Annotated in this window: 23 protein-coding genes; 12 read left to right on the forward strand and 11 right to left on the reverse strand. The window is 63.5% G+C overall.

Going from position 1 to position 22,971, the window contains the following annotated elements; all coding sequences use genetic code 11:
* The first annotated feature begins 160 nt into the window (after positions 1 to 160).
* The 4 genes from AC07P1_RS17910 to AC07P1_RS17925 all read left to right on the forward strand — a co-directional run bounded on the left by AC07P1_RS17910 (position 161) and on the right by AC07P1_RS17925 (position 3,689).
* Entirely contained in the window at positions 161 to 940 is a 780-nt protein-coding gene (locus AC07P1_RS17910) for a 3-hydroxybutyrate dehydrogenase (RefSeq protein ID WP_494697086.1), read from the forward strand.
* A 53-nt stretch (positions 941 to 993) separates the two neighbouring features.
* Positions 994 to 1,416, forward strand: a complete 423-nt coding sequence (locus AC07P1_RS17915) for a chorismate mutase (RefSeq protein ID WP_494697087.1) — start codon at positions 994 to 996, stop codon at positions 1,414 to 1,416.
* Positions 1,404 to 2,330, forward strand: coding sequence for a LysR family transcriptional regulator (locus AC07P1_RS17920; protein ID WP_494697088.1), 927 nt, complete (start codon positions 1,404 to 1,406; stop codon positions 2,328 to 2,330). Before AC07P1_RS17915 ends, AC07P1_RS17920 begins: the two co-directional genes overlap by 13 nt.
* Before the next feature lie 117 nt (positions 2,331 to 2,447).
* Positions 2,448 to 3,689, forward strand: a complete 1,242-nt coding sequence (locus AC07P1_RS17925) for an SGNH/GDSL hydrolase family protein (protein ID WP_494697089.1) — start codon at positions 2,448 to 2,450, stop codon at positions 3,687 to 3,689.
* A gap of 157 nt (positions 3,690 to 3,846) precedes the next feature.
* Here the strand turns inward: AC07P1_RS17925 and AC07P1_RS17930 are convergent, their stop codons facing one another.
* Positions 3,847 to 4,338: a hypothetical protein gene (locus tag AC07P1_RS17930; protein ID WP_494697090.1), complete on the reverse strand. Its 492-nt coding sequence runs from the start codon at positions 4,336 to 4,338 to the stop codon at positions 3,847 to 3,849.
* A 758-nt stretch (positions 4,339 to 5,096) separates the two neighbouring features.
* Positions 5,097 to 7,580 (reverse strand): RNA polymerase sigma factor RpoD, encoded by a 2,484-nt coding sequence (gene rpoD / locus AC07P1_RS17935; RefSeq protein ID WP_494697091.1) that lies wholly within the window; start codon positions 7,578 to 7,580, stop codon positions 5,097 to 5,099.
* A gap of 478 nt (positions 7,581 to 8,058) precedes the next feature.
* Here rpoD and AC07P1_RS17940 point away from each other — a divergent pair, with 478 nt between their 5' ends.
* From AC07P1_RS17940 to AC07P1_RS17955, 4 genes are all read left to right on the forward strand, one after another.
* Positions 8,059 to 8,523: a ProQ/FINO family protein gene (locus AC07P1_RS17940; protein ID WP_315219023.1), complete on the forward strand. Its 465-nt coding sequence runs from the start codon at positions 8,059 to 8,061 to the stop codon at positions 8,521 to 8,523.
* Between the two features lie 10 nt (positions 8,524 to 8,533).
* Entirely contained in the window at positions 8,534 to 9,214 is a 681-nt protein-coding gene (locus tag AC07P1_RS17945; protein ID WP_494697092.1) for a 3'-5' exonuclease, read from the forward strand.
* Between the two features lie 164 nt (positions 9,215 to 9,378).
* The gene (locus AC07P1_RS17950) at positions 9,379 to 10,089 is read left to right on the forward strand and encodes a c-type cytochrome (RefSeq protein ID WP_494697093.1); all 711 of its coding nucleotides are present in this window, start codon (positions 9,379 to 9,381) and stop codon (positions 10,087 to 10,089) included.
* 17 nt (positions 10,090 to 10,106) lie between these two features.
* Positions 10,107 to 11,393 carry a c-type cytochrome gene (locus AC07P1_RS17955; RefSeq protein WP_494697250.1) on the forward strand — a complete coding sequence of 429 codons (1,287 nt, stop codon included), beginning with the start codon at positions 10,107 to 10,109 and terminating at the stop codon, positions 11,391 to 11,393.
* Positions 11,394 to 11,563: 170 nt separating this feature from the next.
* Here AC07P1_RS17955 and AC07P1_RS17960 read toward each other — a convergent pair whose 3' ends face one another.
* Complete coding sequence (locus AC07P1_RS17960) at positions 11,564 to 12,685, reverse strand: type IV pilus twitching motility protein PilT (protein WP_494697094.1); 1,122 nt, start codon at positions 12,683 to 12,685, stop codon at positions 11,564 to 11,566.
* Between the two features lie 28 nt (positions 12,686 to 12,713).
* A complete protein-coding gene (locus tag AC07P1_RS17965; RefSeq protein ID WP_494697095.1) occupies positions 12,714 to 13,358 on the reverse strand; it encodes a class I SAM-dependent rRNA methyltransferase in 645 nt (214 codons plus the stop codon).
* 224 nt (positions 13,359 to 13,582) lie between these two features.
* Here AC07P1_RS17965 and AC07P1_RS17970 point away from each other — a divergent pair, with 224 nt between their 5' ends.
* Positions 13,583 to 14,362, forward strand: coding sequence for a head GIN domain-containing protein (locus AC07P1_RS17970; protein ID WP_494697096.1), 780 nt, complete (start codon positions 13,583 to 13,585; stop codon positions 14,360 to 14,362).
* A gap of 14 nt (positions 14,363 to 14,376) precedes the next feature.
* Here AC07P1_RS17970 and AC07P1_RS17975 read toward each other — a convergent pair whose 3' ends face one another.
* The gene (locus AC07P1_RS17975) at positions 14,377 to 15,396 is read right to left on the reverse strand and encodes an Rpn family recombination-promoting nuclease/putative transposase (protein ID WP_494697097.1); all 1,020 of its coding nucleotides are present in this window, start codon (positions 15,394 to 15,396) and stop codon (positions 14,377 to 14,379) included.
* A 27-nt stretch (positions 15,397 to 15,423) separates the two neighbouring features.
* Between AC07P1_RS17975 and AC07P1_RS17980 the strand changes: the two genes are divergently transcribed.
* Positions 15,424 to 16,725, forward strand: a complete 1,302-nt coding sequence (locus AC07P1_RS17980; RefSeq protein ID WP_494697098.1) for a Xaa-Pro dipeptidase — start codon at positions 15,424 to 15,426, stop codon at positions 16,723 to 16,725.
* 4 nt (positions 16,726 to 16,729) lie between these two features.
* Here AC07P1_RS17980 and AC07P1_RS17985 read toward each other — a convergent pair whose 3' ends face one another.
* Positions 16,730 to 17,272 carry a YaeQ family protein gene (locus AC07P1_RS17985; RefSeq protein ID WP_090320480.1) on the reverse strand — a complete coding sequence of 181 codons (543 nt, stop codon included), beginning with the start codon at positions 17,270 to 17,272 and terminating at the stop codon, positions 16,730 to 16,732.
* A 12-nt stretch (positions 17,273 to 17,284) separates the two neighbouring features.
* Positions 17,285 to 18,163, reverse strand: coding sequence for a formyltetrahydrofolate deformylase (purU, locus tag AC07P1_RS17990; protein WP_494697099.1), 879 nt, complete (start codon positions 18,161 to 18,163; stop codon positions 17,285 to 17,287).
* 332 nt (positions 18,164 to 18,495) lie between these two features.
* Between purU and AC07P1_RS17995 the strand changes: the two genes are divergently transcribed.
* Positions 18,496 to 18,870, forward strand: coding sequence for a KGG domain-containing protein (locus AC07P1_RS17995; protein WP_494697100.1), 375 nt, complete (start codon positions 18,496 to 18,498; stop codon positions 18,868 to 18,870).
* Positions 18,871 to 18,876: 6 nt separating this feature from the next.
* Here AC07P1_RS17995 and AC07P1_RS18000 read toward each other — a convergent pair whose 3' ends face one another.
* From AC07P1_RS18000 to modA, 4 genes are read right to left on the reverse strand one after another with little or no spacing between them, the layout of a single operon-like run.
* Positions 18,877 to 19,680: a TOBE domain-containing protein gene (locus AC07P1_RS18000; RefSeq protein ID WP_494697101.1), complete on the reverse strand. Its 804-nt coding sequence runs from the start codon at positions 19,678 to 19,680 to the stop codon at positions 18,877 to 18,879.
* Complete coding sequence (locus AC07P1_RS18005) at positions 19,677 to 20,360, reverse strand: ABC transporter ATP-binding protein (RefSeq protein ID WP_494697102.1); 684 nt, start codon at positions 20,358 to 20,360, stop codon at positions 19,677 to 19,679. The genes AC07P1_RS18000 and AC07P1_RS18005 overlap by 4 nt, the downstream gene beginning before the upstream one ends.
* A 2-nt stretch (positions 20,361 to 20,362) precedes the next feature.
* Positions 20,363 to 21,049 carry a molybdate ABC transporter permease subunit gene (gene modB, locus AC07P1_RS18010; RefSeq protein ID WP_494697103.1) on the reverse strand — a complete coding sequence of 229 codons (687 nt, stop codon included), beginning with the start codon at positions 21,047 to 21,049 and terminating at the stop codon, positions 20,363 to 20,365.
* A gap of 15 nt (positions 21,050 to 21,064) precedes the next feature.
* Positions 21,065 to 21,814, reverse strand: coding sequence for a molybdate ABC transporter substrate-binding protein (modA, locus tag AC07P1_RS18015; protein WP_494697104.1), 750 nt, complete (start codon positions 21,812 to 21,814; stop codon positions 21,065 to 21,067).
* A gap of 400 nt (positions 21,815 to 22,214) precedes the next feature.
* On the opposite strand from modA, the gene AC07P1_RS18020 reads away from it, so the two are divergent.
* Positions 22,215 to 22,925 (forward strand): glycine-rich domain-containing protein, encoded by a 711-nt coding sequence (locus AC07P1_RS18020; protein ID WP_494697105.1) that lies wholly within the window; start codon positions 22,215 to 22,217, stop codon positions 22,923 to 22,925.
* Positions 22,926 to 22,971 lie beyond the last annotated feature (46 nt).

Here is a 22,971-nt window from a genome sequence, read left to right on the forward strand (position 1 = left end):
GCTAATCCGCCCTACGTGCCTCCCCGGCGGATTTTGGTTCAACATGTGGCGCACTTTAACCCTCCCTTCAGCCAGGGCGTGCACTGTACGTCGGAGCATCGACATGCGACAGCGCATGGCGTGTAATGTCCCGACATCACCCAACCCAAGGAGCCAGCACATGAAACTGAAAGACAAAGTCTGCGTCGTCACCGGCGCCGCCAGTGGCATCGGCAAGGAAATCGCCCTGATCTACGCGCGCGAAGGCGGCAAGATCGTCATCGCCGACCTCAACCTGGAAGCGGCCCGGGCCACCGCCGACGAGCTCAAGGCCGCCGGCAAACAGGCGATGGCCGTCGCCATGAACGTCACCGACGAAGCGCAAGTGAATGCCGGCGTCGCCGAAGTGATCGCCGCCTGGGGCCAAATCGACGTACTCGTGAGCAACGCCGGCATCCAGATCATCCACCCGGTCGAGGACTTCCCCTACGAGGATTGGAAAAAGCTGCTATCGATCCACCTCGACGGCGCCTTCCTCACCACCAAGGCCTGCCTGCCGCACATGTACAAGGCCGGCAGCGGCAGCGTCATCTACATGGGGTCGGTGCACTCGAAGGAAGCCTCCAAGCTCAAGTCCGCCTACGTCACGGCCAAGCACGGGCTGATCGGGCTGGCCAAGGCCGTCTCGAAGGAAGGCGCCGAGCACGGTGTGCGTGCCAACGTCATCTGCCCCGGCTTCGTGCGCACGCCGCTGGTGGACAAGCAAATCCCCGAGCAAGCCAAGAGCCTGGGCATCTCCGAGGACGACGTCATCAAAAAGGTCATGCTGGCCGACACCGTCGACGGCAAATTCACCACGGTGGAAGACGTCGCCGAAGTCGCGCTGCTGTTCGCCAGCTTCCCGTCGAACGCGCTGACTGGCCAATCGCTGGTCGTCAGCCACGGCTGGTTCATGCAATAAACGCCGGGAAAACCGGTAGAATCGCGCCCATCGCCTTTTCAACCGGAGTCTTCATGCGCATATCCCTTTTGACTGTTGTCCTGCTGGCCGCCGCGTCGGCCCATGCGCAGGAGCCGGCGACGGCCAAGCCGGCCCCTTGGGGCAGCCCGACCGTCGACAACGGCGCCTGCTGCCAATCGATCGACGAGGTGCGCGCGAACATCGACCGCATCGATCACGACATCGTGCGCCTGATGGCCGAACGCGGCCGCTATGTCCACGAGGCCGCCCGTTTCAAGGCCGACCCGACCCACGTGGAAGTGCCGGCCCGCGCCGAGGCGGTGGTACAGAAAGCGAAGGCGCTGGCCCAGCAGAACGGCCTCTCGCCGCAGATCGCCGAATCGACCTACCGCCCGATGCTGCGCGCCTACCTCGACTACGAACAAGAGGTCTTCGCTAAGGCCAGCGCGGCCGGCCAGACCCCGTGGAAAAAATAGCGAACTTAAATCTGCTGCGCTCGCTCGACGCGCTGCTGGAGACCCGCAACCTGACCTTGGCGGCAACCATGCTCGGACTGACCCAGTCCGCGCTCAGCCGCCAGTTGGCGCAGTTGCGCACGCAGTTCGACGATCCGCTGCTGATACGCGAGGGCCAGCGCTTCCTGCTCACACAGCGGGCGGAGGCGATGCGCGGGCCGCTCAAGGCCACGCTGCTCACGCTCGAGTCGATGATGGACAGCCCTTCCTTCGACGCCGCCATCTGCTCCCGCACCTTTTCGATCGCCGGCTCTGACTACCTGGCCGACCACATGCTGCCGCCGCTGGTCGAGGCGATCACGTCGAGCGCGCCGCGCGCCGGCGTCGCCTTCCACCTGTGGGAACCCGGCTACTATCGCTTGCTCAGCGACGAGGGCGTCGATCTGGTGGCCACGATCGCCGACCTAGTGCCGGACAATCTGCACGGCCGCGCCATGGGCGAGGACCGGCCGGTCTGCGCCATGCGCGCCACGCACCCGCTGGCGCGCCAAACCCTCACGCTGGCCGATTATGCGCGCTGGCCCCACGCGCGCATCACCGGCGGCAGCGACAAGGACGGCTTCGTCGAGCAGGCGCTGGCGCGACAAGGCTTGCGCCGAGACGTGCGCCTGACCGTGCCGTTTTTCTCGTCGGCGCTGCGCATCGTCAGCGACAACGACCTGCTGCTGACGATCCCCGAGCATATCGCGATCAAACTGGCGGCGCAGGCGCCCGTCGTTTGGCAGCCGCTGCCGTTCGACGCGCCCGTCTACCGCTACTGGCTGCTGTGGCACGCGCGCACTCACCACGATCCCGCGCACCAATGGTTCCGGCATCAGGTCTTCGAGGTGCTGCACCGTTTCGACCACGGCGTCACGCACTTCAATTCCGACTGAGCGGCGCGCCCGCCATGCCGCGCGCGCATACCCACTATGCGGCCCCGCGCGTTGATCCTTTGGCATGACTTCCGTAGACTGGGGAACTTGTATTTTTAACAGTCATGGGATCGATCAATGAAACTCGTATGTCTGCGCCCCGCAGCGACCCTTCTACTCATGCTGACGGGGAGCATGTCGCCGGTTTGGTCGACGACGCCGTCGAACTGGGTCACCACCTGGACCGCCGCGCCGGACAGCGCCGGCCCGTCGCTGCCGGCGCAGACGATCCGCCAGATCGTCCGCACCAGCGTCGGCGGCGGCAGCGTGCGCATCCGCCTGTCCAATCTGCACGGCGCCGGTCCTGTCGGCATCGGCGCCGCGCATGTGGCGTTGCGGACGACCGGCGCGTCCATCGCGCCGGGCAGCGATCGCGCGCTGACCTTCGACGGCCAGCCGGCGGTGACCATCGCCAAGGGCGACAGCGTCTTGAGCGACCCGGTCGACATCGACGTGGCGCCGCTGCGGGAACTGGCGGTCAGCGTGTATCTGCCTGGCGGCGCGGCCGTCTCCACCATCCACGGCGCCGGCATGCAGACCGCCTACATCGTGCGCGGTGCCGATGCGACGGCCGCACCCGGCTTCACGGTGACGGAGACCGACGATAGCCGTTATTTCCTGACCGATGTCGAGGTGGCCCCGGGCGGCAACGCGCGTGCCATCGTGGTGGTTGGCGATTCGATCGCCGATGGCATCGGCTCGAAGGAGGATGCCAACGCGCGCTGGCCGGACCTGCTTGCCGCGCGTTTGACGTCGTCGTCGATCGCCGTCGTCAATGCCGGTGTCGCGGGCAACCGGCTGCTGAATGGTCCCAGCAAGCCGTTCGTGGGGCCGAGCGCGCTGGCGCGCTTTCAGCGCGATGCGCTGGACAAGCCGGGTGTGCGCTGGGTCGTGCTGCACGAAGGGATAAACGACATCAGCGCCGGGGATATGCTGGCGTCGCCGGCCGAGCAGGTGTCGGCGCGGCAGATTATCGATGGCATGCGGACGTTGATACGGCAGGCGCATGGACAAGACGTGAAGGTTTTCGGGGGGACTTTGCTGCCGTATGGCGGGGTCGGCAAGCCGTTTGTGCATACGGCCGCCGCGGAGGCCAAACGGCAGGAGGTCAATGCGTGGATACGCGGCTCGGGCGAGTTTGACGCGGTTGTCGATTTCGATAGGTTGATGCGCGATCCGGAGCAGCCTTCGCGGCTGCTGGCGGCCTTTGACAGCGGCGATCATCTGCATCCGAACGATCGCGGGTATCGGGCGATGGCGGAGGCGGCCGCCGCCGCATTGGATACGTCGGATACCCAGGAGACACGAAGGGTGGATTAGCGGGCCAAGTCCGCTAATCCACCCCGGGGAGGAACGTTTTACCTGCTTGACCTTCTATCCGACGTTCGACGACCGACACCATCCGCCCTAATGCGAATAGTAGAGGAATGCAATATCCACGCAGAACAATTAGCCGATGCTTTGCAGGATGATATTGTTATACGCAAAGAGCTTCAGCCGCTGACCTAAGAACTTTAGCACGTTCTTTGATAAAGGCGTCGAAATCGTCACTCATCAATTCAGTTTCCGGACTCAGCGCTCTTTTAAAAATATTAGAAGAGTCAACGGGCATGTGTTTCCGATAAATGCTTGGTCGGTCGCCACCTAAGAGGCGATTATCAGCACGCGAAATAAATGCAAAATTAGCTAAGCAATTCACGCTATGAGCTGAATTGGATAAGGTTTGAACGAACGCTTTGGGCATCAAATGATGGAACTCCGCTCGATTACTCTGGCGAAGTTTTTCGCCCAAGTCAATAGGTGCCCCGGAAGGCTTCCCCACGCGGAGTTTTCGCATTTCTTCCACGTCAATGTTCAAGTTGCGCAGTAAGCCGCTACTGTATCGCTTCGCGAAGCAGGCTCGCCAGAACCATCGGTTAATCACAGCGCGCTGCTGGTCTGAATACTTGATTTCCTTGTTGCCTTCCATAGCAAAAAATGTTGAAAGAGGAACAAGAAGGTTTGGATATGGAAGATTGCCAAGCGAGTAAACTTGGAAGTTAGTGCGAACGTAGTCGACCGCGCCACGTATTCCATTTAAGACCTCCTGAAGCGTGTTCTAACGCTGAGTCCCGTCAGGGACATCAACGACTCGGGTGAGGCGTCTCCGCCCAAGATGGCGGAGCAGCAACGCAGTATCAGATTAGAATCGTCAGCCATGTTTCCGAAGCCGAACGGCTCCAACTGCTCAGCTAGTTCCCCGAATTGCCCTTGAAGTTGAAAGTCATCGCTCCATGTCCAAGCAGACAGAAGCTGAAGGGTATCAAGAGGAACACCTTGTCTATTTACGCGCTCAAAGATGATTGCAACCGTCGCCTTATCCTCAGTGCGGAACTGCTGAACCGGTATGCGAACCTCCTTGAAAACGGTCTGCATATCGTCGATTTTTTTGGCAAGAACCTCATCAAACCCAGCGGTAGCCTTTCGGTAAGCAGTTGTATCGAAAAGCGTACGGAGAGGATGTCAACGATAACAAATTTTCCGCCAAGAAAACTCACGCATTGTCACATTTGACTAGCCATCTGCTGATGGCCGGTAGAGGCCCGTCAGAACGTCAACTCCATCCGACCGTCCGTGTCAGGTCAAGCCTGAGCTAGTACAGGAATCCGCGCTACATGTCTCCAAGCTCTCTTTAGGCGAAAAAAGGGAGGCACATGGCCTCCCCTTTTCTTTTCGTCCGCTTGACGCTTAGTTCTGCGTCAGGAACGTCTTCAGCTTGTCCGAACGCGACGGCTGGCGCAGCTTGCTCATGGCCTTCGCTTCGATCTGGCGGATCCGCTCGCGCGTCACGTCGAACTGCTTGCCCACTTCTTCCAAGGTGTGGTCGTTCGACATTTCCACGCCGTAGCGCATGCGCAGCACTTTCGCTTCGCGCGGGGTCAGCGAATCCAGCACTTCCTTGATGACGTTGCGCATCGACGCGTGCAGCGCGGCGTCCAGCGGGGCCAACGTGGTGTTGTCCTCGATGAAGTCGCCCAGCTGCGAATCGCCGTCCTCGCCCATCGGCGTTTCCATCGAGATCGGCTCTTTGGCGATCTTCATGATTTCGCGCACTTTGTTTTCCGGCATTTCCATCTTGACGGCCAACGTCGCCAGATCCGGCTCGCTGCCGGTTTCCTGCATGATCTGACGCGAGATGCGGTTCATCTTGTTGATCGTTTCGATCATGTGCACCGGCACGCGGATGGTGCGGGCCATGTCGGCGATCGAACGGGTGATGGCCTGGCGAATCCACCAGGTCGCATACGTCGAGAACTTGTAGCCGCGACGGTATTCGAACTTGTCGACCGCCTTCAACAAACCGATATTGCCTTCCTGGATCAGATCCAGGAACTGCAGGCCACGGTTGATGTACTTCTTGGCGATCGAAATCACCAGACGCAAGTTGGCGACCGTCATTTCACGCTTGGCTTGGCGCGCGCGTTTTTCACCGGCGGCCATCTGCTTGTTGATCTTGCGCAGGTCGGCCAGCGGCAGCGCCACGCGTGCTTGCAGGTCGATCATCTTCTTTTGCAGCTCTTTCACCGCAGGCACGTTGCGGCCCAGGATGGCGCTGTACGGATAAGCCGAATCGACTTCGCCGTCGACCCAGTCCAGGTCCGTCTCGTTGCCCGGGAACACCTTGATGAAGTGGGCGCGCGGCATGCCGCATTTGTTCACGCACAGCTCCAGCACGGCGCGCTCGATGTGGCGCACTTCTTCCATCTGGCCGCGCAGCGTGTCGCACAGCTTCTCGACGACCTTGGCGGTGAAGCGGATGCCCAGCAGTTCGGCCGAGATGGCTTCCTGCGCGGCGACGTAGGCTTTCGAACCGTAACCGCCGGCGGCCTTGCGCATCTTGTCGTACTGGCTCGAGATGACGTCGAACTTTTCCAGCGCGGCTTTCTTCAGCTGCGCCAGCTGCTCGGTCGAGAAACCGGCCGCGCCGCCATTGGCGTCGCCGTCTTCTTCCTCGACTTCTTCTTCCTCTTCCTCGTCGTCGTCCGACGGCGCGGCCGGCGCGGCGGCCACGGCCGGGGCGTTGTTCGCTTCGTTCAGGTCGACGAAACCGTCCACCACCTCATCGACCTTGAGCTCGTCCGCTTCGATCTTGCGGGCCAGCGCGACGATCTCGGCGATCGTGGTCGGGCAGGCGGAGATGGCCTGGATCATGTCCTTCAAGCCGCCTTCGATGCGCTTGGCGATCTCGATCTCGCCTTCGCGCGTCAGCAGCGCCACGGCGCCCATCTCACGCATGTACATGCGAACCGGGTCGGTGGTGCGGCCGAAGTCGGAGTCGACCGTCGACAGCGCGGTCGCGGCGGCCGCTTCCACTTCGTCGTCGGAGGTGACGGTGGCCACGCTGTCGGTCAGCAGCAACGATTCGGCGTCCGGGGCGCGCTCGTAGATGGCGATGCCCATGTCGTTGAAGGTCGCGATGATGCCTTCGATCGCTTCCGGATCGACGATGTTTTCCGGCAACTGGTCGTTGATCTCGGCGTAGGTCAGGAAGCCGCGCTCCTTGCCCATGTTGATCAGGTTCTTGATCTGGTTGCGGCGGCGTTCCAGGTCCTCTGCCGAGCTTTTCGGGTCCATGCCCAGCATGTCGGCGGCGCCGCCCTTGGCCTTGCGCTCGCGCGCCTTCGACACGGCCTTCAGTTCGGCGCGCTCGACGGCGTTCAACGCGGCGACTTCATCGTTCTCGGGCGTGAATTCGGACGGCTTGCGGCCACGGCGGCCCGGCACCTTGACGCTCGGCAGCAGATAGCCGGAGGTGTCGATCGACGCCAGCGTGGCCGCGTCGGTGACCTGGCTGACGGCCGGACCGGCGGTGACGATGGTCACCGGCGCCGGTTCCGCCTTGGCGGCCTTGACCAGTTTGGACTTCGGCGCGGCCTTGACCACCACCGTGTCGGCGACCGGCTCGTCGGCCGCGACGGCGCCGGCGAGCGCGCCCTTGCGCGCCACCTTGACGGCCTTGACCGGCGACTCGACGGCCACCTGCGCTTCGGCCTGGGCCGCTTCGGCGGCGGCGCTCAGACGCGTTTTTTTCTTGACTACCGTTACTTTGCTCGCTGCCTCTTGCGCATTATCGATCACATAGGATAGAGTCGTCTTTGGCACCACCAGCGGAGCGGAGCTGGTGCGGGCGGTCTTGACGGACAACGTTAAAGTTTTCGGCGTTTTTGTCATTAAAAGTCTCTCAATGCGTATTCGCCAGAAAATACAAAATGCCATAGCCCGCGCCGACCGTTACCAGTGCGCATGGATGGAAATGTTGTAATTTAGCTGACGATTATCTGCGGAATAAAAAAAGCCCGCTTCCAACAACGGGCTTGTTTCTCTTTTCAGTGAAGAATGAGGAGAGGGCAAAGTATGCCGTATAGCGAGACATCAGGATAATGAATAAATCACATATCCGACATCCTAAAACCATATAACAAGGGCACGCGCCCCTGTCAGACCGTCCGAATCGCATCCTGTACCAAACTGAAACGCACCGCCCTGCAATTGGTGCGTCAAGCATTATACACGTTTTAGGCCGCCGCCGCACCTGCCGTCCATCTCCCGTTGGCCTGGGTGTGAGCAAACCGGCACGGTAGCCTAAAAGGCACTGCAATCCCGGGGGGCGCATGATATGCTGGCGCCTCTTGCTTAACCTACGAAGTCGATGAACACTAGCCTTACCCCTCAGCCTTTGGCGACCGAGCCAGCCGCATCCGCTCCGGCCACCGCGGCCCTGACCCCGCGCACCCTGTTGAAACAGCTGCAAACCCAATTCCCGGCGTTCCGCGATTTTCTGCCGCTGTCGATCGGTATCGACAAGCAGATCCTGGCGATCATGCCCGAACTGGACCGCAAGACCATGCGCTCGGCGCTCGGCATCCACACCGGCTCGCTGCGTTATCTGAAAGTGATGGAAAAAGCCAAGGTGCGCCACGACCTCGACGGCACGCCCGGCGCCGAAGTCACCGATACCCATCGCGCCCACGCCACACAAGTATTGCAGGAGCGCTTCAAGAAAGAAGCCGAACGCAAGAAGGCAGAACGCGACGCGGCGGCGGCCGAAGAAGCGGCCCGCGTGCGCGCCGACAAGCTGAACCAGCTGACCGCGAAATTCTCGCGCAAGGGCTGAGTTGGCCGAGTTGCCCACTCAGTTGCCGAATGCGCGGCACGCGCCGGCGGCGGAGGCCGAGCTTCCGCCCTACGTCGGCCTGCGCATCGCCGATGTGCAACTGGTGACGACGCCGGAACACGCGCTCGCCGCGCGCGCCGCCCTGCTGGCGGCCGACGCCATCGGCTTCGACACCGAGTCGAAGCCGACCTTCGTCAAGGGCGAGACCTCGACCGGCCCCCACCTGATTCAATTCTCCACCGACGACAAAGCCTATCTGTTCCAGATCGGCGCCAGCACGTCGGCGCAAACGCTCGAACTGTTGCAAGCCGTCCTGGAACAGCCGGCGCCGCTGAAGGTCGGTTTCGGCCTGTCCGACGACGTCAAGCGGCTGCACGCCAAACTGGCGATCCGCGCCGCCGGCGTGGTGGACCTGTCGGTGGCGCTGCGCTCGCCGGGTCAGCGCAACGACCTCGGCGCCAAGACGGCGGTGGCCAAGTTTTTCGGCCAAAAGCTGCAAAAATCCAAGAAGATCTCCACCACCAACTGGGCGCTGCCGCGCCTGAACGACAAACAGATCCTGTACGCGGCCGACGACGCCCAGGTGGCGTTGCGCGTGTACCGGCACTGGATCGCCAACGGCGGCAAGCTGCCGCCGATGCGGCCGGTCAAGCTGCCGCGCGCGCCCAAGCCGCCGCAAACCGACGCTTAGACGTTCTGTCCACTGTCATTTCTGGCAACACCGGGGTATGCTGTGTCGATGACGCTGGCCAAGTCCGTGGCGGCTCATGGCGGATTACGCTGCGCTAATCCGCCCTACGTGAAACACAGGCTAGGTACGTGCACGTGGGATGCGGACGATGAACGAGGGATTGGATGCTTACTTTTTCCACCATGCGATTGGGCGCGCTGCTGGCGTTGAGCCTGCCGGCGGCCGCCGCGGCGCCGCCCGACACCCTGGAGCAGCGCGTGGCCGCCTGCATCGCCTGCCACGCCGTCAAGGAGCGCGGCGACGCCTTCTTCCCGCGCATCTCCGGCAAGCCGGCCGGCTACCTGTATAACCAGCTGATCAATTTCCGCGAGGGCCGCCGCAATTATCCGATGATGACCTATATGGTCGACCATCTGCCCGACGCCTACCTGCGCGAGATCGCCGACTACTTCGCCGCCCAGCATCCGCCCTACCCGCCCGCCCTGGCCGGCAGCGGCGCCAACGCGGGCGCCGCCAGCCTGGCGCGCGGCGAGGCGCTGGTGCGGCACGGCGATCCGGCCAAAAAGATCCCCGCCTGCGTCAGCTGCCACGGCGCGGCGCTGTACGGGGTCGAACCGGCCACACCCGGACTGCTGGGCCTGCCGAGCGATTACATCAACGCCCAGTTCGGCGCGTGGAAGAGCGGGGTGCGGCGCGCCGCCGCGCCCGACTGCATGGCCGACATCGCCGGCAAACTGACCGTGGCCGACGTCGCCGCCATTTCGGCCTGGCTCAGCAAGCAGCCGCCGGACGCGGCCGCCCGGCCGGCCACGGCCGCCAGCATCGCCATGCCGTTGCCGCAGCCATGCGGCAGCGTGCCGAACGGCGCCAAATGAGCGCGGGGACGACGATGATAAAAAAAATCCTTTATACGCTGGCGGGCCTGGTCGGGCTGGTCGTGGCCGGCGTGCTCTTCGTGCTGTTCCGTACCGGCGGCGACGATACCGGGCCGCCGCCGAGCGTGACCGCCACATTGGCGCCCGCCGAGAGAATCGCCCGCGGCGCCTACCTGGCCAAGGCCGGCGACTGCATGGCTTGCCACACCACGCGCGGTGGCCGGCAATACGCCGGCGGGCGCGCGCTCAAGACGCCGTTCGGTAGCGTGGTCTCGCCCAATATCACGTCGGACAAGGCCACCGGCATCGGCGGCTGGAGCGCCGACGACTTCTGGCTCGCGCTGCACAACGGCAAATCGAAAGACGGTCGGCTGTTGTATCCCGCCTTTCCCTACACCAATTACACCCGCATCACCCGCGACGACTCGGACGCGCTGCACGCCTACTTGCAGTCGGTGCCGGCCGTGAACCAGGCCAACCAGCCGCACGAGTTGCGCTTCCCGTACAACCAGCAGTTCATGCTGGCCGCATGGCGCGCGCTGTACTTCAAGCCGGCGGTATTCCGTCCGGAGACCGGGCAGTCGGTGGACTGGAACCGGGGCGCCTATCTGGTGCAGGGACCGGGGCATTGCAGCGCCTGCCACAGCCCGCGCAACGCCTTGGGCGCGGTCGGCGGCGAGAGCCTGTCCGGCGGCATGATACCGGTGCTGGGCTGGTATGCGCCGTCGCTCAACTCGGACGCGGAAGCGGGCCTGGGCGACTGGCGGCAGGACCACATCGCCGCGCTGCTGAAGACCGGCGTGTCGCCGCGCGCCACCGTGTTCGGGCCGATGGCGGAGGTGGTCAGGGAAAGCCTGCAGTATCTGAGCGACAGCGATATCAACGCGATGGCGGTGTATCTGCGCGCGTTGCCGGCTCAAGGGGTCAAGTCGGAGTTCGAGCGCGACAACGGGCCGCAGGCGACGGCCTTCCTGACGGCGGGCGCCAAGCTGTACGAGCAGCACTGCGCCGAGTGTCATGGCGCCGGCGGCGCCGGCATGCCGCCCGGCTATCCGCCGCTGGCGGGCAACCGCGCGCTGACGATGGAGCAGGCGGTCAACCCGATCCGCATCGTGCTCAATGGCGGCTTCGCGCCGGGCACCGCCGGCAATCCGCGTCCGTACAGCATGCCGCCGTTCGGCCACGTGCTCAACGACACCGAGGTGGCGCAAGTCGTCTCCTACCTGCGCAGCGCCTGGGGCAACAACGCGCCGCCGGTCGATGGCAACGAGGTCAACCGGTATCGGGCGATTCCGCTGGATTGATCGCCTGCAACCAACCATCAAAATCGACCACGGAGATGCGCAACCACGGAGACACGTAGGGCGGATTAGCGCAGCGTAATCGGCCATGCATGCGTTTCGACGGCGCACGCATAGGCGGATTACGGCGTTCCGCCTAATCCGCCCTACGTGAAACCAGGGCGAATCGAGCTCTAGTGGTGTTCGGCGAAGCCGATGCGGTCGGTGGTGGCGTTGCGCGCGTCGTCGACGCCGATCTTGCCTTCGGCCAGCAGCACGCGCAGCGAGGCGTTCATCGTGTGGCAGCCTTCGCTGGTTTTGCCGGCCATCCAGCCGCGCAGCGCCGACAACTGCCCGCCGGCGATCATGTCGACCACCTCCGGATTGGACGTCAGGCATTCGGTGGCCAGGTAGTAGCGCTCCCCTTCCACCGACGGCAGCAACGCCTGGCACAGCACGCCGCGCAGAGCGTGCGCCAGCGCTTGCGACTGCGCCTCGGTGTTGCCCAGCAGCCGCACCATCTTCTGCAAGCCCAGCTCGGTCGAGCGCGCGTGCAGCGAGGCCAGCACCAGTGGGCCGGATTCGGCCAGCGCCAGCGCTTCCTGCGCCGTTTGCGCGTCGCGGATCTCGCCGATGACGATGACGTCGGGCCGCTCGCGCAGCGCGTCCAAAGCGCCAAGATAGAAACTCTCGACGTCGCCGTCAAAGCCCACCTCGCGCTGCGTGATCACGCACTGGCGCTGCGGAATCAAGGTTTCGACCGGATCTTCAATGGTGATGATGTGGCCGGAGCGGTGCTTGTTGATCTCGTCGAGCATCGAGGCGATGGTGGTCGACTTGCCCTGGCAGGTGTCGCCGATGATCAACACCAGCCCGCTGGTCAGCTTGGCGAAGTTCTGCTCGTGCTGACGCAGGCCCAGCTGATCGAGCGGCATCGGCTCCTTGGGGAAACGGCGGATCACGCAGCCGAGCCGCTTCTTGCCCTGGAAGGTGAAGCAGTTGGCGCGGATGCGCGCCGTGTGCAGGTCGACCGCGCGGTCGAAGGCGCGGTCCTGGATGCGCTCGGACCAGTTCGGCTCGACCACTTCGAAGAACTCTTCCAGCTCCTCGCGCGTGATCGGCGAATCGGTCACCGCCACCAGCCCCTTGGGCTGGCGCAGCAACAGCGGACTGTTTTGATGGATCAGAATGTCGCTGAAAATGAGCTTGGAGTTCAGCAGGTGCAGGATCTGTTGTACCAGGGTGCCGAACACCGGGTGGTCTTCGTTCTCGATATAGGTCAGCGTGCGTATTTGCGACGACAAGTAATTTTCCATCTGTACAGTGCTCTCCGGGGCATAGGAACTAGCTCTTCAGCTTCGGATATTTGAAGCCGGTGCATAAGTCCATACTGTAACGCTGATTGCCCTCAAGCACCAGTACGTGTTCGGGCGGTTCTTCGCCGGCCAGCGCGCCGGAGAACAACGGCAGGCCCTCGCCCTTACGGATCAGGTCGTCACAACGCTCGTAGACGTTCGGGCAGCCGGTCTCCGCCAGCAGCGCCTGCACGATCGGCACTTTCCAGGCGTCGACGCCGCCAGACTGGAACTGGCAGATCAGATAACCGTTGACGCCGCCCCAGCCGTGCACCAGCAGGCCGGACAGGCCGTCGTCCTCGCCCAGGATCACCGGCACCAGCGCATTGGGGCCGGCGGCGCGGATGGCGGCGGCGCGCTTGGCCACGGCGGCCTTGACGCGGCGCTTCATCATCGCGTGGTCGACCGGCTCGTCCTCCTTGTAGCTCCACATGCGGGCGCGGATCTGCGACTTGGAGTTGTAGGCGGCGCGGCCGATGAACTGGTGCGAGGAACTTTGCACGATCGCGGTCGAGCCCGGCTTCATTTTTTCCTGCGGCTTGCCGTCGACCTTGTCGATCGCGGTGGGGTAGATCCAGGGGTCGCCGGCCAGCAAGCTCTTTTCCTTGCCCTGTTTGATGGTGATGATAAGCATGTGATTCCAGATAGGTGTCGCGGTGGTGGTGCGAGGGTTTTGCGGGATAGGCCGAATGATACCTCATGCCGCTCCCCGGGCCGCCGTCGGCCGCCACCGCCCCTCGCCGATTCCCGCCGGAACGCATTCCAGCCCGCCCAGCGCGCATTCTGTCGCAGCCCGGTATCGCCGGCGGCGCCGGTTGCGTAGTATCCAAACTCAAGATGACCAACCAGGAGAACACCATGACCACCACCACCGTCCGCAACACACTGCGCGTCCTGATCCTCGCCGCCGGCATGCTGGCGGTCGCCGCCCCGGCCAACCTGGCGCTGGCCGGTCCCCTGAGCTGGGTCGGCGGCGACCGCGTCCAGGGCAGCGGCAAAATCGTCAAGCAGAACCGCGAAGTCGGCCACTTCACCGCCTTCGCCACCAGCGTCAGCGGCAATGTCGAAATCCGCCAGGGCAATACCGAAGGCGTCATCGTGGAAACCGACGACAACCTGCAGGCGCTGGTCGAGACGGTGGTGGAAAACGGCACCTTGCGGATTCGCCCGGCCAAGAAAAACATGTCGCTGGAGACGCGCACCATGAAGATCGTGGTCATGGCTCGCACCCTGGAGCGGGTCTCGGTGGCAGGTTCCGGCGCGGTGGCGGCGGACAAGCTGCACGTCGAGCGCATGCAATTCGACATTGGCGGGTCCGGCGAGCTCAATGTGCGCGACCTGCGCGCCGAGTCGCTGGCGGTGTCGCTGGGCGGCAGCGGCGGCCTGAATGTGGGCGGGAACGTGGAGCGTTTGCAGATTTCGATCGGCGGCTCGGGCGAGGTGCAGGCGGGCCGGCTGGCGTCGCGCGACGCCGTGGTGAGCATCGGCGGCTCGGGCGAGGCGACAGTGGCGGCGAGCAAAACGCTGAACCTGAGCGTGGCCGGCTCCGGCGACATCGGCTACTACGGCGATCCGAAGGTGAGCCAGAACATACGCGGCTCCGGCACTATCAAGCGGCTGGGCGCGGCGCCGCAATAACACATCGCAAGGCGTCAAGGCCCGGCAAATACTTGCTGTGGCTTGGCGCCGCCGACCAGTAGCTTAACCCAGCGCCGCAATTGCGGCACATCGGCCGCTGAAATTTTCTCGTCCATATCAGCGGGCAATTCGGCCTTGCAGTCGTCTGTCATTTCCTGCAGTACATCCTGCAACACCAGACGTACCCCTTCCGCCCGGCCGCGCTGGATCGCCTCAAACTCCAGCAGGTCCTCGTACTTTTTAAATCGCTTGTCAAATAACATGGCCGGTCCCTCCTCCAAACTCATATCGGTCTCACAAAATTCGTCCCGCAACACGACCTGGACCCAACGCACCAAGCTATCGCGGGCACGCAACATATCCGGCAATTTCATCCTGTCCGCGAAAGCACGCAACGCTTCGCGCATCTCTCCGTCCGTCTGCGAACGCATCAAGCGGAAAAGAATCGCCAAAACATTAGACCGGCCGTCGGCGCCGACGTTCCGATACTGGTCGATCAGCAAGTAATGCTGCCTTGGCTGGAAGCGTTCCAGGCCCTCCGGCGGAGGCAGCATTAACTTTGTCAAGTCGGTGCTTGCGCTCCAAGGCTTGCGGCCGTGATAGAGCACGATGGGCAAAACAGGCGGCAACTTCCCATACCGGGTCAGCCGATGCTGCGCGACCAGGTCCTGACACAACAGTCCGACATACACCTGCATGCGCAACGCCATCCACGGATCGGAGCGCGACTGAAACTCCAGCAATAAATAGACATACACCCAATCGCCACCGATTTTCGCGCGCCACACAATATCCTCGTGGCGGGCCTTGCCACCGTCGCCGGTGTAGCTGGCGTTGATGCGCTCGAACGCGCCGATATCCAGCGATCCAGTCCATTCAGCCGAGACAAATCCCGTCAGCAGATCCCGGACGACTTCGGGATGTGCGAACAACTGCTTATACAACATATCGCTGTGACTTTTCATCGACAAAGTGTAGCGTTCGACATCATTGACGAGTACGCTTGTTGGCGAGCCCGCTTTGTCGCTCCTCAAAAAAACATCAACCAAAGGGAGAAATACTTGAACGTCATCGCCTTATCCGTCCGCCTCGCGCTGGCGTCGCTGCCCGCCATATTGTTGAGTTCCGCCGCCACTGCGGCAGAAGCCCCTGCCGGCTCGCCTGCCATCACCGCCATCAAGGCCGCCCGCATGCTCGACGTGCGCAAGGGCACGGTGATCGACGACGCCGTCGTCCTCGTCAGTGGCGAGCGCATCACCGCCGCCGGCGGCAAGCTGGCGATCCCGGCCGGCGCCAAAGTCATCGACCTGGGCAACAAAACCCTGCTGCCCGGCCTGATCGACAGCCACACCCACCTGACCGGCGACCCGCAGGACGCCGGCTACGCCATCGTCGCCAAATCGATCCCGCGCTCGACCTTGACCGGCGCCAAGAACGCCCGCCTCACGCTCCACGCCGGCTTCACCACCGTGCGCGACGTCGGCGCCGACGGCTATGCCGACATCGGCCTGCGCGACGCCATCAACGACGGCGACGTGCCCGGCCCGCGCATCGCCGCCTCCGGCCCGGCGATGAGCATCACCGGCGGCCACTGCGACGACAATATGCACGCGCCGGAATACCAGCGCTCGGCGCTGGGCGTGGCCGACGGCACCGACGAGGCGCAAAAGATCGCGCGCCGCAACATCAAGTACGGCGCCGACGTCATCAAGGTGTGCGCCACCGGCGGCGTGCTGTCGTTCGGCACCGACCCGCGCGCCTCGCAGTACACGCTGGAGGAATTGAAGGCCATCGTCAAGACCGCGCACGGCCTCGGCCACACCGTGGCGGCCCACGCGCACGGCGGCGACGGCATCAAGCTGTCGGTGCTGGCGGGCGTCGATTCGATCGAACACGGCTCGTACATCGACGACGAGGGCATCAAACTGATGAAGGAACACAAGACCTGGCTGGTGCCGACCGTCTACCTGGGCGACTGGCTGGTGGAGAACGCCGAGGCCATCAAGCTGCCCAAGCCGTTATTGGAAAAAGCCAAGGTGGTGTTGCCGCAGGCGCGCATCAATATCGGCCGCGCGATCAAGGCCGGCGTGCCGGTGGCGTTCGGGACCGACGCGGCCGTCTATCCGCACGGCTTGAACGCGCGCGAATTCGCGGTGCTGGTCAAGCTGGGAATGACGCCGGCGCAGGCGATCCGCACGGCCACCGTCAATGCCAGCGAGCTGCTGGGCTGGAGCGACCGGATCGGAACAATAGAGGCGGGCAAGTTCGCCGACATGATAGCCGTCGACGGCGAACCGCTCAAGGATGTGACGGTGCTGGAGCGGGTCCAGTGGGTGATGAAGGGTGGCGCGGTGGTGCGGTAAAACCTTAGCGCTCGCCCTTGAAGGTCTCCCGGCCCACTTCCACCGTCGTGGTGCCGTCGGTCAGCCAGATCTGGCCGTCCTGGATCGTGCATTGCAGCTGCATCGAGCGCTGCGCCATGCGGGCCAGCTGCTCGGTGGCGTCGGCGTTCAGGTTAATCACGGTCAGGTTCTTGCAGCGCTCGACCTTGTTCGCCAGCGACTTCCACCAGATGTGGCTGGTGGCGGCGTAGCTGTACACATAGACGTGCTCCGACCGGCCGCTGGCCTTCAGGATCACCTTCTCGTCGGGCTGGCCGACCTCGATCCACAGCTGGATCGCGCCCGTCAAATCCTTCTGCCAGATATCGGGTTCTTCGACGTCGAACAAGCCCTTGGTGAAGGTCAGCGCCTCGTTGGCGTGGATCGCGAACGCCACCAGCCGCACCATCATGCGCTCGTCGGTCTCGGACGGGTGGCGCGCCAGCGTCAGCGACTGGGTCTCGTAGAAGTTGCGGTCCATGTCCGCGATCTGCAAGTCGGCTTTATAAATTGTTGCTTTGAGGGCCATCGGTAAATCTCTTTATTTGAAGACGACAGTCTTGTCGCCGTTTTGCAAAATGCGGTGCTCCACAAACCACTTCACGGCGCGCGCCAGCACCACGCACTCGACGTCGCGGCCGATGGCCGACAGGGTCTCGGCGTCCATCGAATGGTCGACCCGCTCGACGTCCTGCTCGATGATCGGACCTTCGTCCAGATCGCCCGTGACGAAGTGGGCGGTCGCGCCGATCAGCTTGACGCCGCGGTGATGGGCCTGCGCGTACGGCTTGGCGCCCTTGAAGCTCGGCAGGAAGGAATGGTGGATGTTGATCGCCTTCCCTTTCAACGCCGTGCACAGGCCCGGCGACAGGATCTGCATGTAGCGCGCCAGCACCACCAGGTCGATCTTGTGGGTGTCCATCAGCTCGATGACCTTGGCTTCCTGCGCCAGCTTGGCTTCCTGCGGCGCGCCTGCGGCCAGCGGCAAGTGGTGGAACGGAATATTGTAGCTCGCCGCCAACTGATAGAAATCCATGTGGTTCGACACGATCGCCGGAATCTCCACCGGCAGCAGCCCGCTCTTGTAGCGGAACAGCAAATCGTTCAGGCAATGGCCGATCTTCGACACCATCAGCATCACGCGCGGCTTGTAGCGCGCGTCGCGCATCTCGAACGTCAGTTGCATCTCGGCCGCCAGCAGGCCGAAATCGGCGCGCAGCAGCTCGTCGTTGATGGCGCTGTCTTCCAGCGCGAAGTGCACGCGCATAAAGAACAGGCGCGACTCGCTGTCGCCGAACTGGGCCGAATCGATGATGTTACAGCCGTGATCGGCCAAGAAACCCGAAACGCGATGAACGATGCCGCGCTGGTCGTGGCAGGAAAAACTCAGGATGTATTCGGGATATGCGGGTTTAGTCATGGCCATCACAGTAGATTTCGATATCAACGGAACAATAACAAGGCCGGTATTGTCGCACGGCTGGGCTCATCCGGTAAAACTAGAACGGTCGTGCATTTTTGGAACCTTCCCGCCCAACGGGCGTCTATCCCTGTGCTGAATAACCCGCCGGGCGAGAACCCGGCGTTTTTTTAACCAAAGCACACGACGAGGCTCGCCATGCCGTGCCCCTCGAACCAGGTGGAACTTCCGTCAATCTTGCAACTCTAACCACACAGAGCAGCGGAATGTGTCGCTGCTTATCAACCCGACCACCAACCCGACGGAACCACCAGACAGATCAGGAGGAAGTTATGGCAAGTAATAGTAATAACTCAGGAAACGCCCAGCCGAAGCCTAAGGGCACCGCCAAGCGAGGTTTCGCGGCGATGGACGAGGCTACCCAGCGCGCCATCGCCAGCAAGGGCGGCCAGGCCGCCCACCAGAAAGGCACGGCCCACGAATTCGACTCGGAGGAAGCGCGCCGCGCCGGCCAGAAAGGCGGCGAGACGGTCAGCCGGGATCGCGAACATATGGCGCAGATCGGGCGCAAAGGGGGCGAAAGCCGCCAGTCCGCCGCGCGCGCCAATGCTGAAAAGACCGCGGCGGCCGGCGCGGCGCGCAGCGGTACGGAGTCGGAGCAATCGGCCAAGACGGGCAGCCGTCAGGGCGGCAAGCGCGATTCGTAAGGCTGGCTAAGCGGGTGTACCGATGATGACGCTCGATGCTTTGAAGACGGCGCCCACCTCGCTGCCGACTGCCAGCGCCAGCGCGTCGCCGCTCTCGCGGGTGACGATGGCGGCGATCACGCCGCCACCGCGCAACTCGATGCTCACTTCCATAATGACGGCGCCGGCCTGCAGGCGCGTGACCTTGCCGGCCAGCTGATTGCGGGCCGACAAGCGCGCCGTTCCCATCTCCGCCACCACGATCACCGACGACGCCTTGATCAACGCGAACGCTTCGGCGCCGATGGTCAAACCCAAACTGTCGCTGCTGTCACGCGTGATGGTGGCGACGATATGCTGGCCACCGACGATCTCCAGCGTGATCTCGTCGTTGACGGCCCCCTCCTTCACATCGACCACCTTGCCGCTGAACTGGTTGCGCGCGCTGGTTTTCATCTTCATCCTTTGTATCAGCAGGAAATCATCTGCCAGCGCATGCGACTGCCCGCTCAGATGCGCGACGAATCTGCGGTGCTCCTCGTCGATCTTGCGAAAGTTTTCGACCAACTGCGCGCCGCGCGGAGTCAACCGCGTGCCGCCTCCCCCCTTGCCGCCCGCAACGCGCTCCAGCAGCGGTTCGCCGGCCAGATTGTTCATCGCCTCGATCGCGTCCCACGCGCCCTTGTAGCTCATACCCACCGCCTTGGCCGCGCTGGTGATGGAGCCGGTCGAGGCTATCGCCGCCAGCAGCGCCACCCGCTCATGCCCGCCGAGCTTCTGGCCGTCGATAGTCATCCAGACGTTGCCCTGCAATTCCATGGTCGGCTTCATGATGGCTGCTCCTGCGCATCGACGACGCGCCCGTGCTCCATGCGCAGCACGTGGTCGCCGAAAGCCCGGGCGTCCTCCGGATCGTGGGTGATCAGTATCATCGGTATCGCCAGCTTGCGCTGCACGGTATCGAGTTCGGCGCGCATGCGATCGCGCAGGCCGGGGTCGAGCGCCGCGAACGGTTCGTCCAATAAAAGCGCGGTCGGCCGGGGCGCCAGCGCGCGCGCCAACGCCACGCGCTGACGCTGTCCGCCGGACAATTCATGCGGAAACTGATGGGCGACATGGTCCAGTTCAAACGCTTGCAGCCAATAGCGGATGGTTTCGCCGTCGACCCGGGCCAAAGGATTGCGCCAACCACGCTGCAACCCGAAGCCGATATTCTGCCGCACATTCAAGTGCGGAAACAAGGCGTAGTCCTGGAACAGATACGCCACTTGCCGCCGCTGCGGCGCCAGATCGATGCCGGCGTTGCTGTCGAACAAGCGGCGCCCCGCCAGTTCGATATGCCCGCGATCGGGCGTCATCAAGCCAGCCAGCGCCTTTAGCAACTGGCTCTTGCCGGCGCCGGACGGGCCGTAGATCACCACGCGCCGGCTGGCCGATTCGAAGCGCGCATTCAACTCGAATGCGCGCGCGCCGGAACGCAGGGTCTTGCCGATGTCGACTTTGATATGCATGGTCAGCCCTGGAAATGACGGTTCGGCGTCAACTTATTGGCCGCGATCAGCACGGCGACGCACACCACCGACGTGATGATGACCAGCAAATTCGCGCTGTCGTCCTGCCCGGCCTGGACGGCTTCGTAGACGGCGATCGACAAGGTCTGGGTCTTGCCCGGAATGCTGCCGGCGACCATCAAGGTCGCGCCGAACTCGCCCATCGAACGGGCGAACGCCAGCAGCGTGCCGCCCAGCACGCCGCGCCACGCCAGCGGCAACGTCACTCGCAGGAACACGCCGAACGGCGGGATGCCCAGCACCTGCGCGGCCTGTTCCAGTTGGCCGTCGACCGACTCGAAGGCCGCGCGCGCGCCCTTGAGCACCAGCGGGAACGCCACCACCGCCGCCGCGATCACCGCCGCCTGCCAGGTGAAGATCAGGTTGATGCCGAAGGTTTCCCGCAACCACGAACCCAGCACACCCTCGCGTCCGATCACCACCAGCAGGTAGTAGCCGAGCACCGTCGGCGGCATCACCATCGGCAACGTCAGCAGCGCGTCCAGCAGCTCGCGGCCGGGGAAGCGCTTGCGCGCCAGCAGATAGCCGAGCGCGACGCCCAACACCAGATCTATGAGCGTGGCCCACAGCGCCACCTTCAGCGACAGGCGCAGCGCGATCCAGGCCGGTTCGGCGAGAAAACTATCCAAACGCGAGCTCCGATCCTATGGACGGCCGAAGCCATGGCGGGCAAGGATCGCCTGCGCCGCGGGGGTCAGCACATACTCGACGAACTTGCGCCCGGCCGCGGGCCGCGGTCCGGCGGCGATCGCGGCGATCGGATAGCTGATCGGGGCGGCGGTCGGCACGGTCGCGACCACCCTGACTTTGTCTTTCTGGACGATCGCGTCGGTGGCGTAGGCGAAGCCGGCATCGACTTCCCCACGGGCCACGTAGTCGAGGCTTTGGCGCACCGAGATGCCGAAGATGGCTTTGGGCTCCACCGCCGCCCACAGCTTGGCCTGCTCCAGCGCCTGCCTCGCGTAGCGTCCGACCGGCACGCTGGCGGGATTGCCCATCGTTACGCGGGTGACGGCGGCCTGCTGCAAGTCGGCGATCCCTTTGAGCGCGAGCTTGCTGTTGGCGGGGGCGATCAGCACCAAAGTGTTAGTGACGAAGTTGCGACGGGTGCCGGGCACCAGCAGTTTCAGCGATTCGGCCTTGTCCATCGCCTCCTGGTCTGCGGAGGCGAACACGTCGACGGGAGCGCCCTTGCCGATCTGCTGGACCAACGGATCGGAGGCGGCAAAGTTGAAATGCACCTTGTCGCCCGCATGGTCCTTCTCGTAGGCGGCTCCGATTTCCTTGAAGGCGTTGGTCAGGCTGGCGGCGGCCGAGACCGTGATGTCGGTGGCCGACGCCGTTGCCGCAACGGTCACCAGGACCGCCGCCATCGTTGTTTTCAAAGCCCGCATCGGTTTCCTTTTCGTTGAAGTGTGGTGGCGGCTCATCGATGGCGGATTACGGCGTTCCGCCTAATCGACCCTACGTGATCCCAGGTTCGCGCTGGGGACCGAGGCCCTGGCCTCATCTAAACCACGTAGGGCGGATTAGCGCAGCGTAATCCGCCATTGCGTGCGTCATCGGCGGCCCACGCAGGGCACGGAACCGCAATATACCCAATTATATAACGCCATAAGCAACTTGGCCTTCCGATCAAGATAATGCAATGATCGACCATGCGCACGAACCGCTTTCCATGGCTACCTCTCGATCCCATACGGGTTTTCGGAACCGCGGGGTATATCAAGACCGCAATCTTGCCCAAGATTGTCTTTCATGCAATCATGACTTAACTCGTCACCGGATTTCCTCATGAGCGTCCTCATATCCCTTGCCTGTATCTCCCTGGCCAGCTTTTCCGGCTTCCTCTGGGCGCGCCAACGCAGGTCCACCCGCGAAGCCTACATCCGCGACTTCCTGCTGCCGAAGGGATTGTTCGAAGCGCTACGCGCCCATCATCCGCAACTGTCGCTGAAGGACTGCCAACTGGTGGCGCAGGGACTGCGTCAATTCTTCCTGGCCCATTTGAAGAGCGGCGGCAAATTCGTTTCCATGCCGTCGCAAGTGGTCGACGACATGTGGCACGAGTTCATCCTGTACACGCGGGCCTACGAACAATTCTGCCGCCGCGCCTTCGGCCACATGCTGCACCACACGCCGGCCGTCGTCCTGGGCGAACGCAATCAGGGCAACGACGGCATTCGCCGCGCCTGGCACTTCGCGTGCCACGAAGAAAACATCAATCCCCTCAAGCCCACCCGGCTGCCGTTGCTGTTCGCCCTGGACACCAAACTCCACATCCCGGGCGGCTTTCACTACGTCCCCGATTGCAGCGGCGTCAAGCGCCAAGGTGGTGCCGGCGGCGACGGTTCCGGGGGCGGCGTCTATTGCGGCGCCGATCTGGGCGGCGGCGGTGACGGCGGCGGTTCTGGTTCCGGCGATAGCGACGGCGCGAGCGATGGTGGCGGCGATGGCGGTGGCGGATGCGGCGGCGGTGGCTGCGGCGGAGGCGGCGGCGACTGACCAAGCTTGACGATCATTACCAAATCGTAATGATTTCCATATTGGC

It is taken from the genome of Duganella sp. GW821-FHT07F09, assembly GCF_059418705.1.

Coding starts and splice junctions, on each gene's coding strand:
- AC07P1_RS17910 (WP_494697086.1), top strand. CDS start 161: ATGAAACTGAAAGACAAAGTCTGCGTCGTCACCGGCGCCGCCAGTGGC.
- AC07P1_RS17915 (WP_494697087.1), top strand. CDS start 994: ATGCGCATATCCCTTTTGACTGTTGTCCTGCTGGCCGCCGCGTCGGCC.
- AC07P1_RS17925 (WP_494697089.1), top strand. CDS start 2,448: ATGAAACTCGTATGTCTGCGCCCCGCAGCGACCCTTCTACTCATGCTG.
- AC07P1_RS17930 (WP_494697090.1), bottom strand. CDS start 4,338: ATGGAAGGCAACAAGGAAATCAAGTATTCAGACCAGCAGCGCGCTGTG.
- rpoD (WP_494697091.1), bottom strand. CDS start 7,580: ATGACAAAAACGCCGAAAACTTTAACGTTGTCCGTCAAGACCGCCCGC.
- AC07P1_RS17940 (WP_315219023.1), top strand. CDS start 8,059: ATGAACACTAGCCTTACCCCTCAGCCTTTGGCGACCGAGCCAGCCGCA.
- AC07P1_RS17950 (WP_494697093.1), top strand. CDS start 9,379: ATGCTTACTTTTTCCACCATGCGATTGGGCGCGCTGCTGGCGTTGAGC.
- AC07P1_RS17960 (WP_494697094.1), bottom strand. CDS start 12,685: ATGGAAAATTACTTGTCGTCGCAAATACGCACGCTGACCTATATCGAG.
- AC07P1_RS17965 (WP_494697095.1), bottom strand. CDS start 13,358: ATGCTTATCATCACCATCAAACAGGGCAAGGAAAAGAGCTTGCTGGCC.
- AC07P1_RS17970 (WP_494697096.1), top strand. CDS start 13,583: ATGACCACCACCACCGTCCGCAACACACTGCGCGTCCTGATCCTCGCC.
- AC07P1_RS17985 (WP_090320480.1), bottom strand. CDS start 17,272: ATGGCCCTCAAAGCAACAATTTATAAAGCCGACTTGCAGATCGCGGAC.
- purU (WP_494697099.1), bottom strand. CDS start 18,163: ATGACTAAACCCGCATATCCCGAATACATCCTGAGTTTTTCCTGCCAC.
- AC07P1_RS17995 (WP_494697100.1), top strand. CDS start 18,496: ATGGCAAGTAATAGTAATAACTCAGGAAACGCCCAGCCGAAGCCTAAG.
- AC07P1_RS18000 (WP_494697101.1), bottom strand. CDS start 19,680: ATGAAGCCGACCATGGAATTGCAGGGCAACGTCTGGATGACTATCGAC.
- AC07P1_RS18005 (WP_494697102.1), bottom strand. CDS start 20,360: ATGCATATCAAAGTCGACATCGGCAAGACCCTGCGTTCCGGCGCGCGC.
- modA (WP_494697104.1), bottom strand. CDS start 21,814: ATGCGGGCTTTGAAAACAACGATGGCGGCGGTCCTGGTGACCGTTGCG.
- AC07P1_RS18020 (WP_494697105.1), top strand. CDS start 22,215: ATGAGCGTCCTCATATCCCTTGCCTGTATCTCCCTGGCCAGCTTTTCC.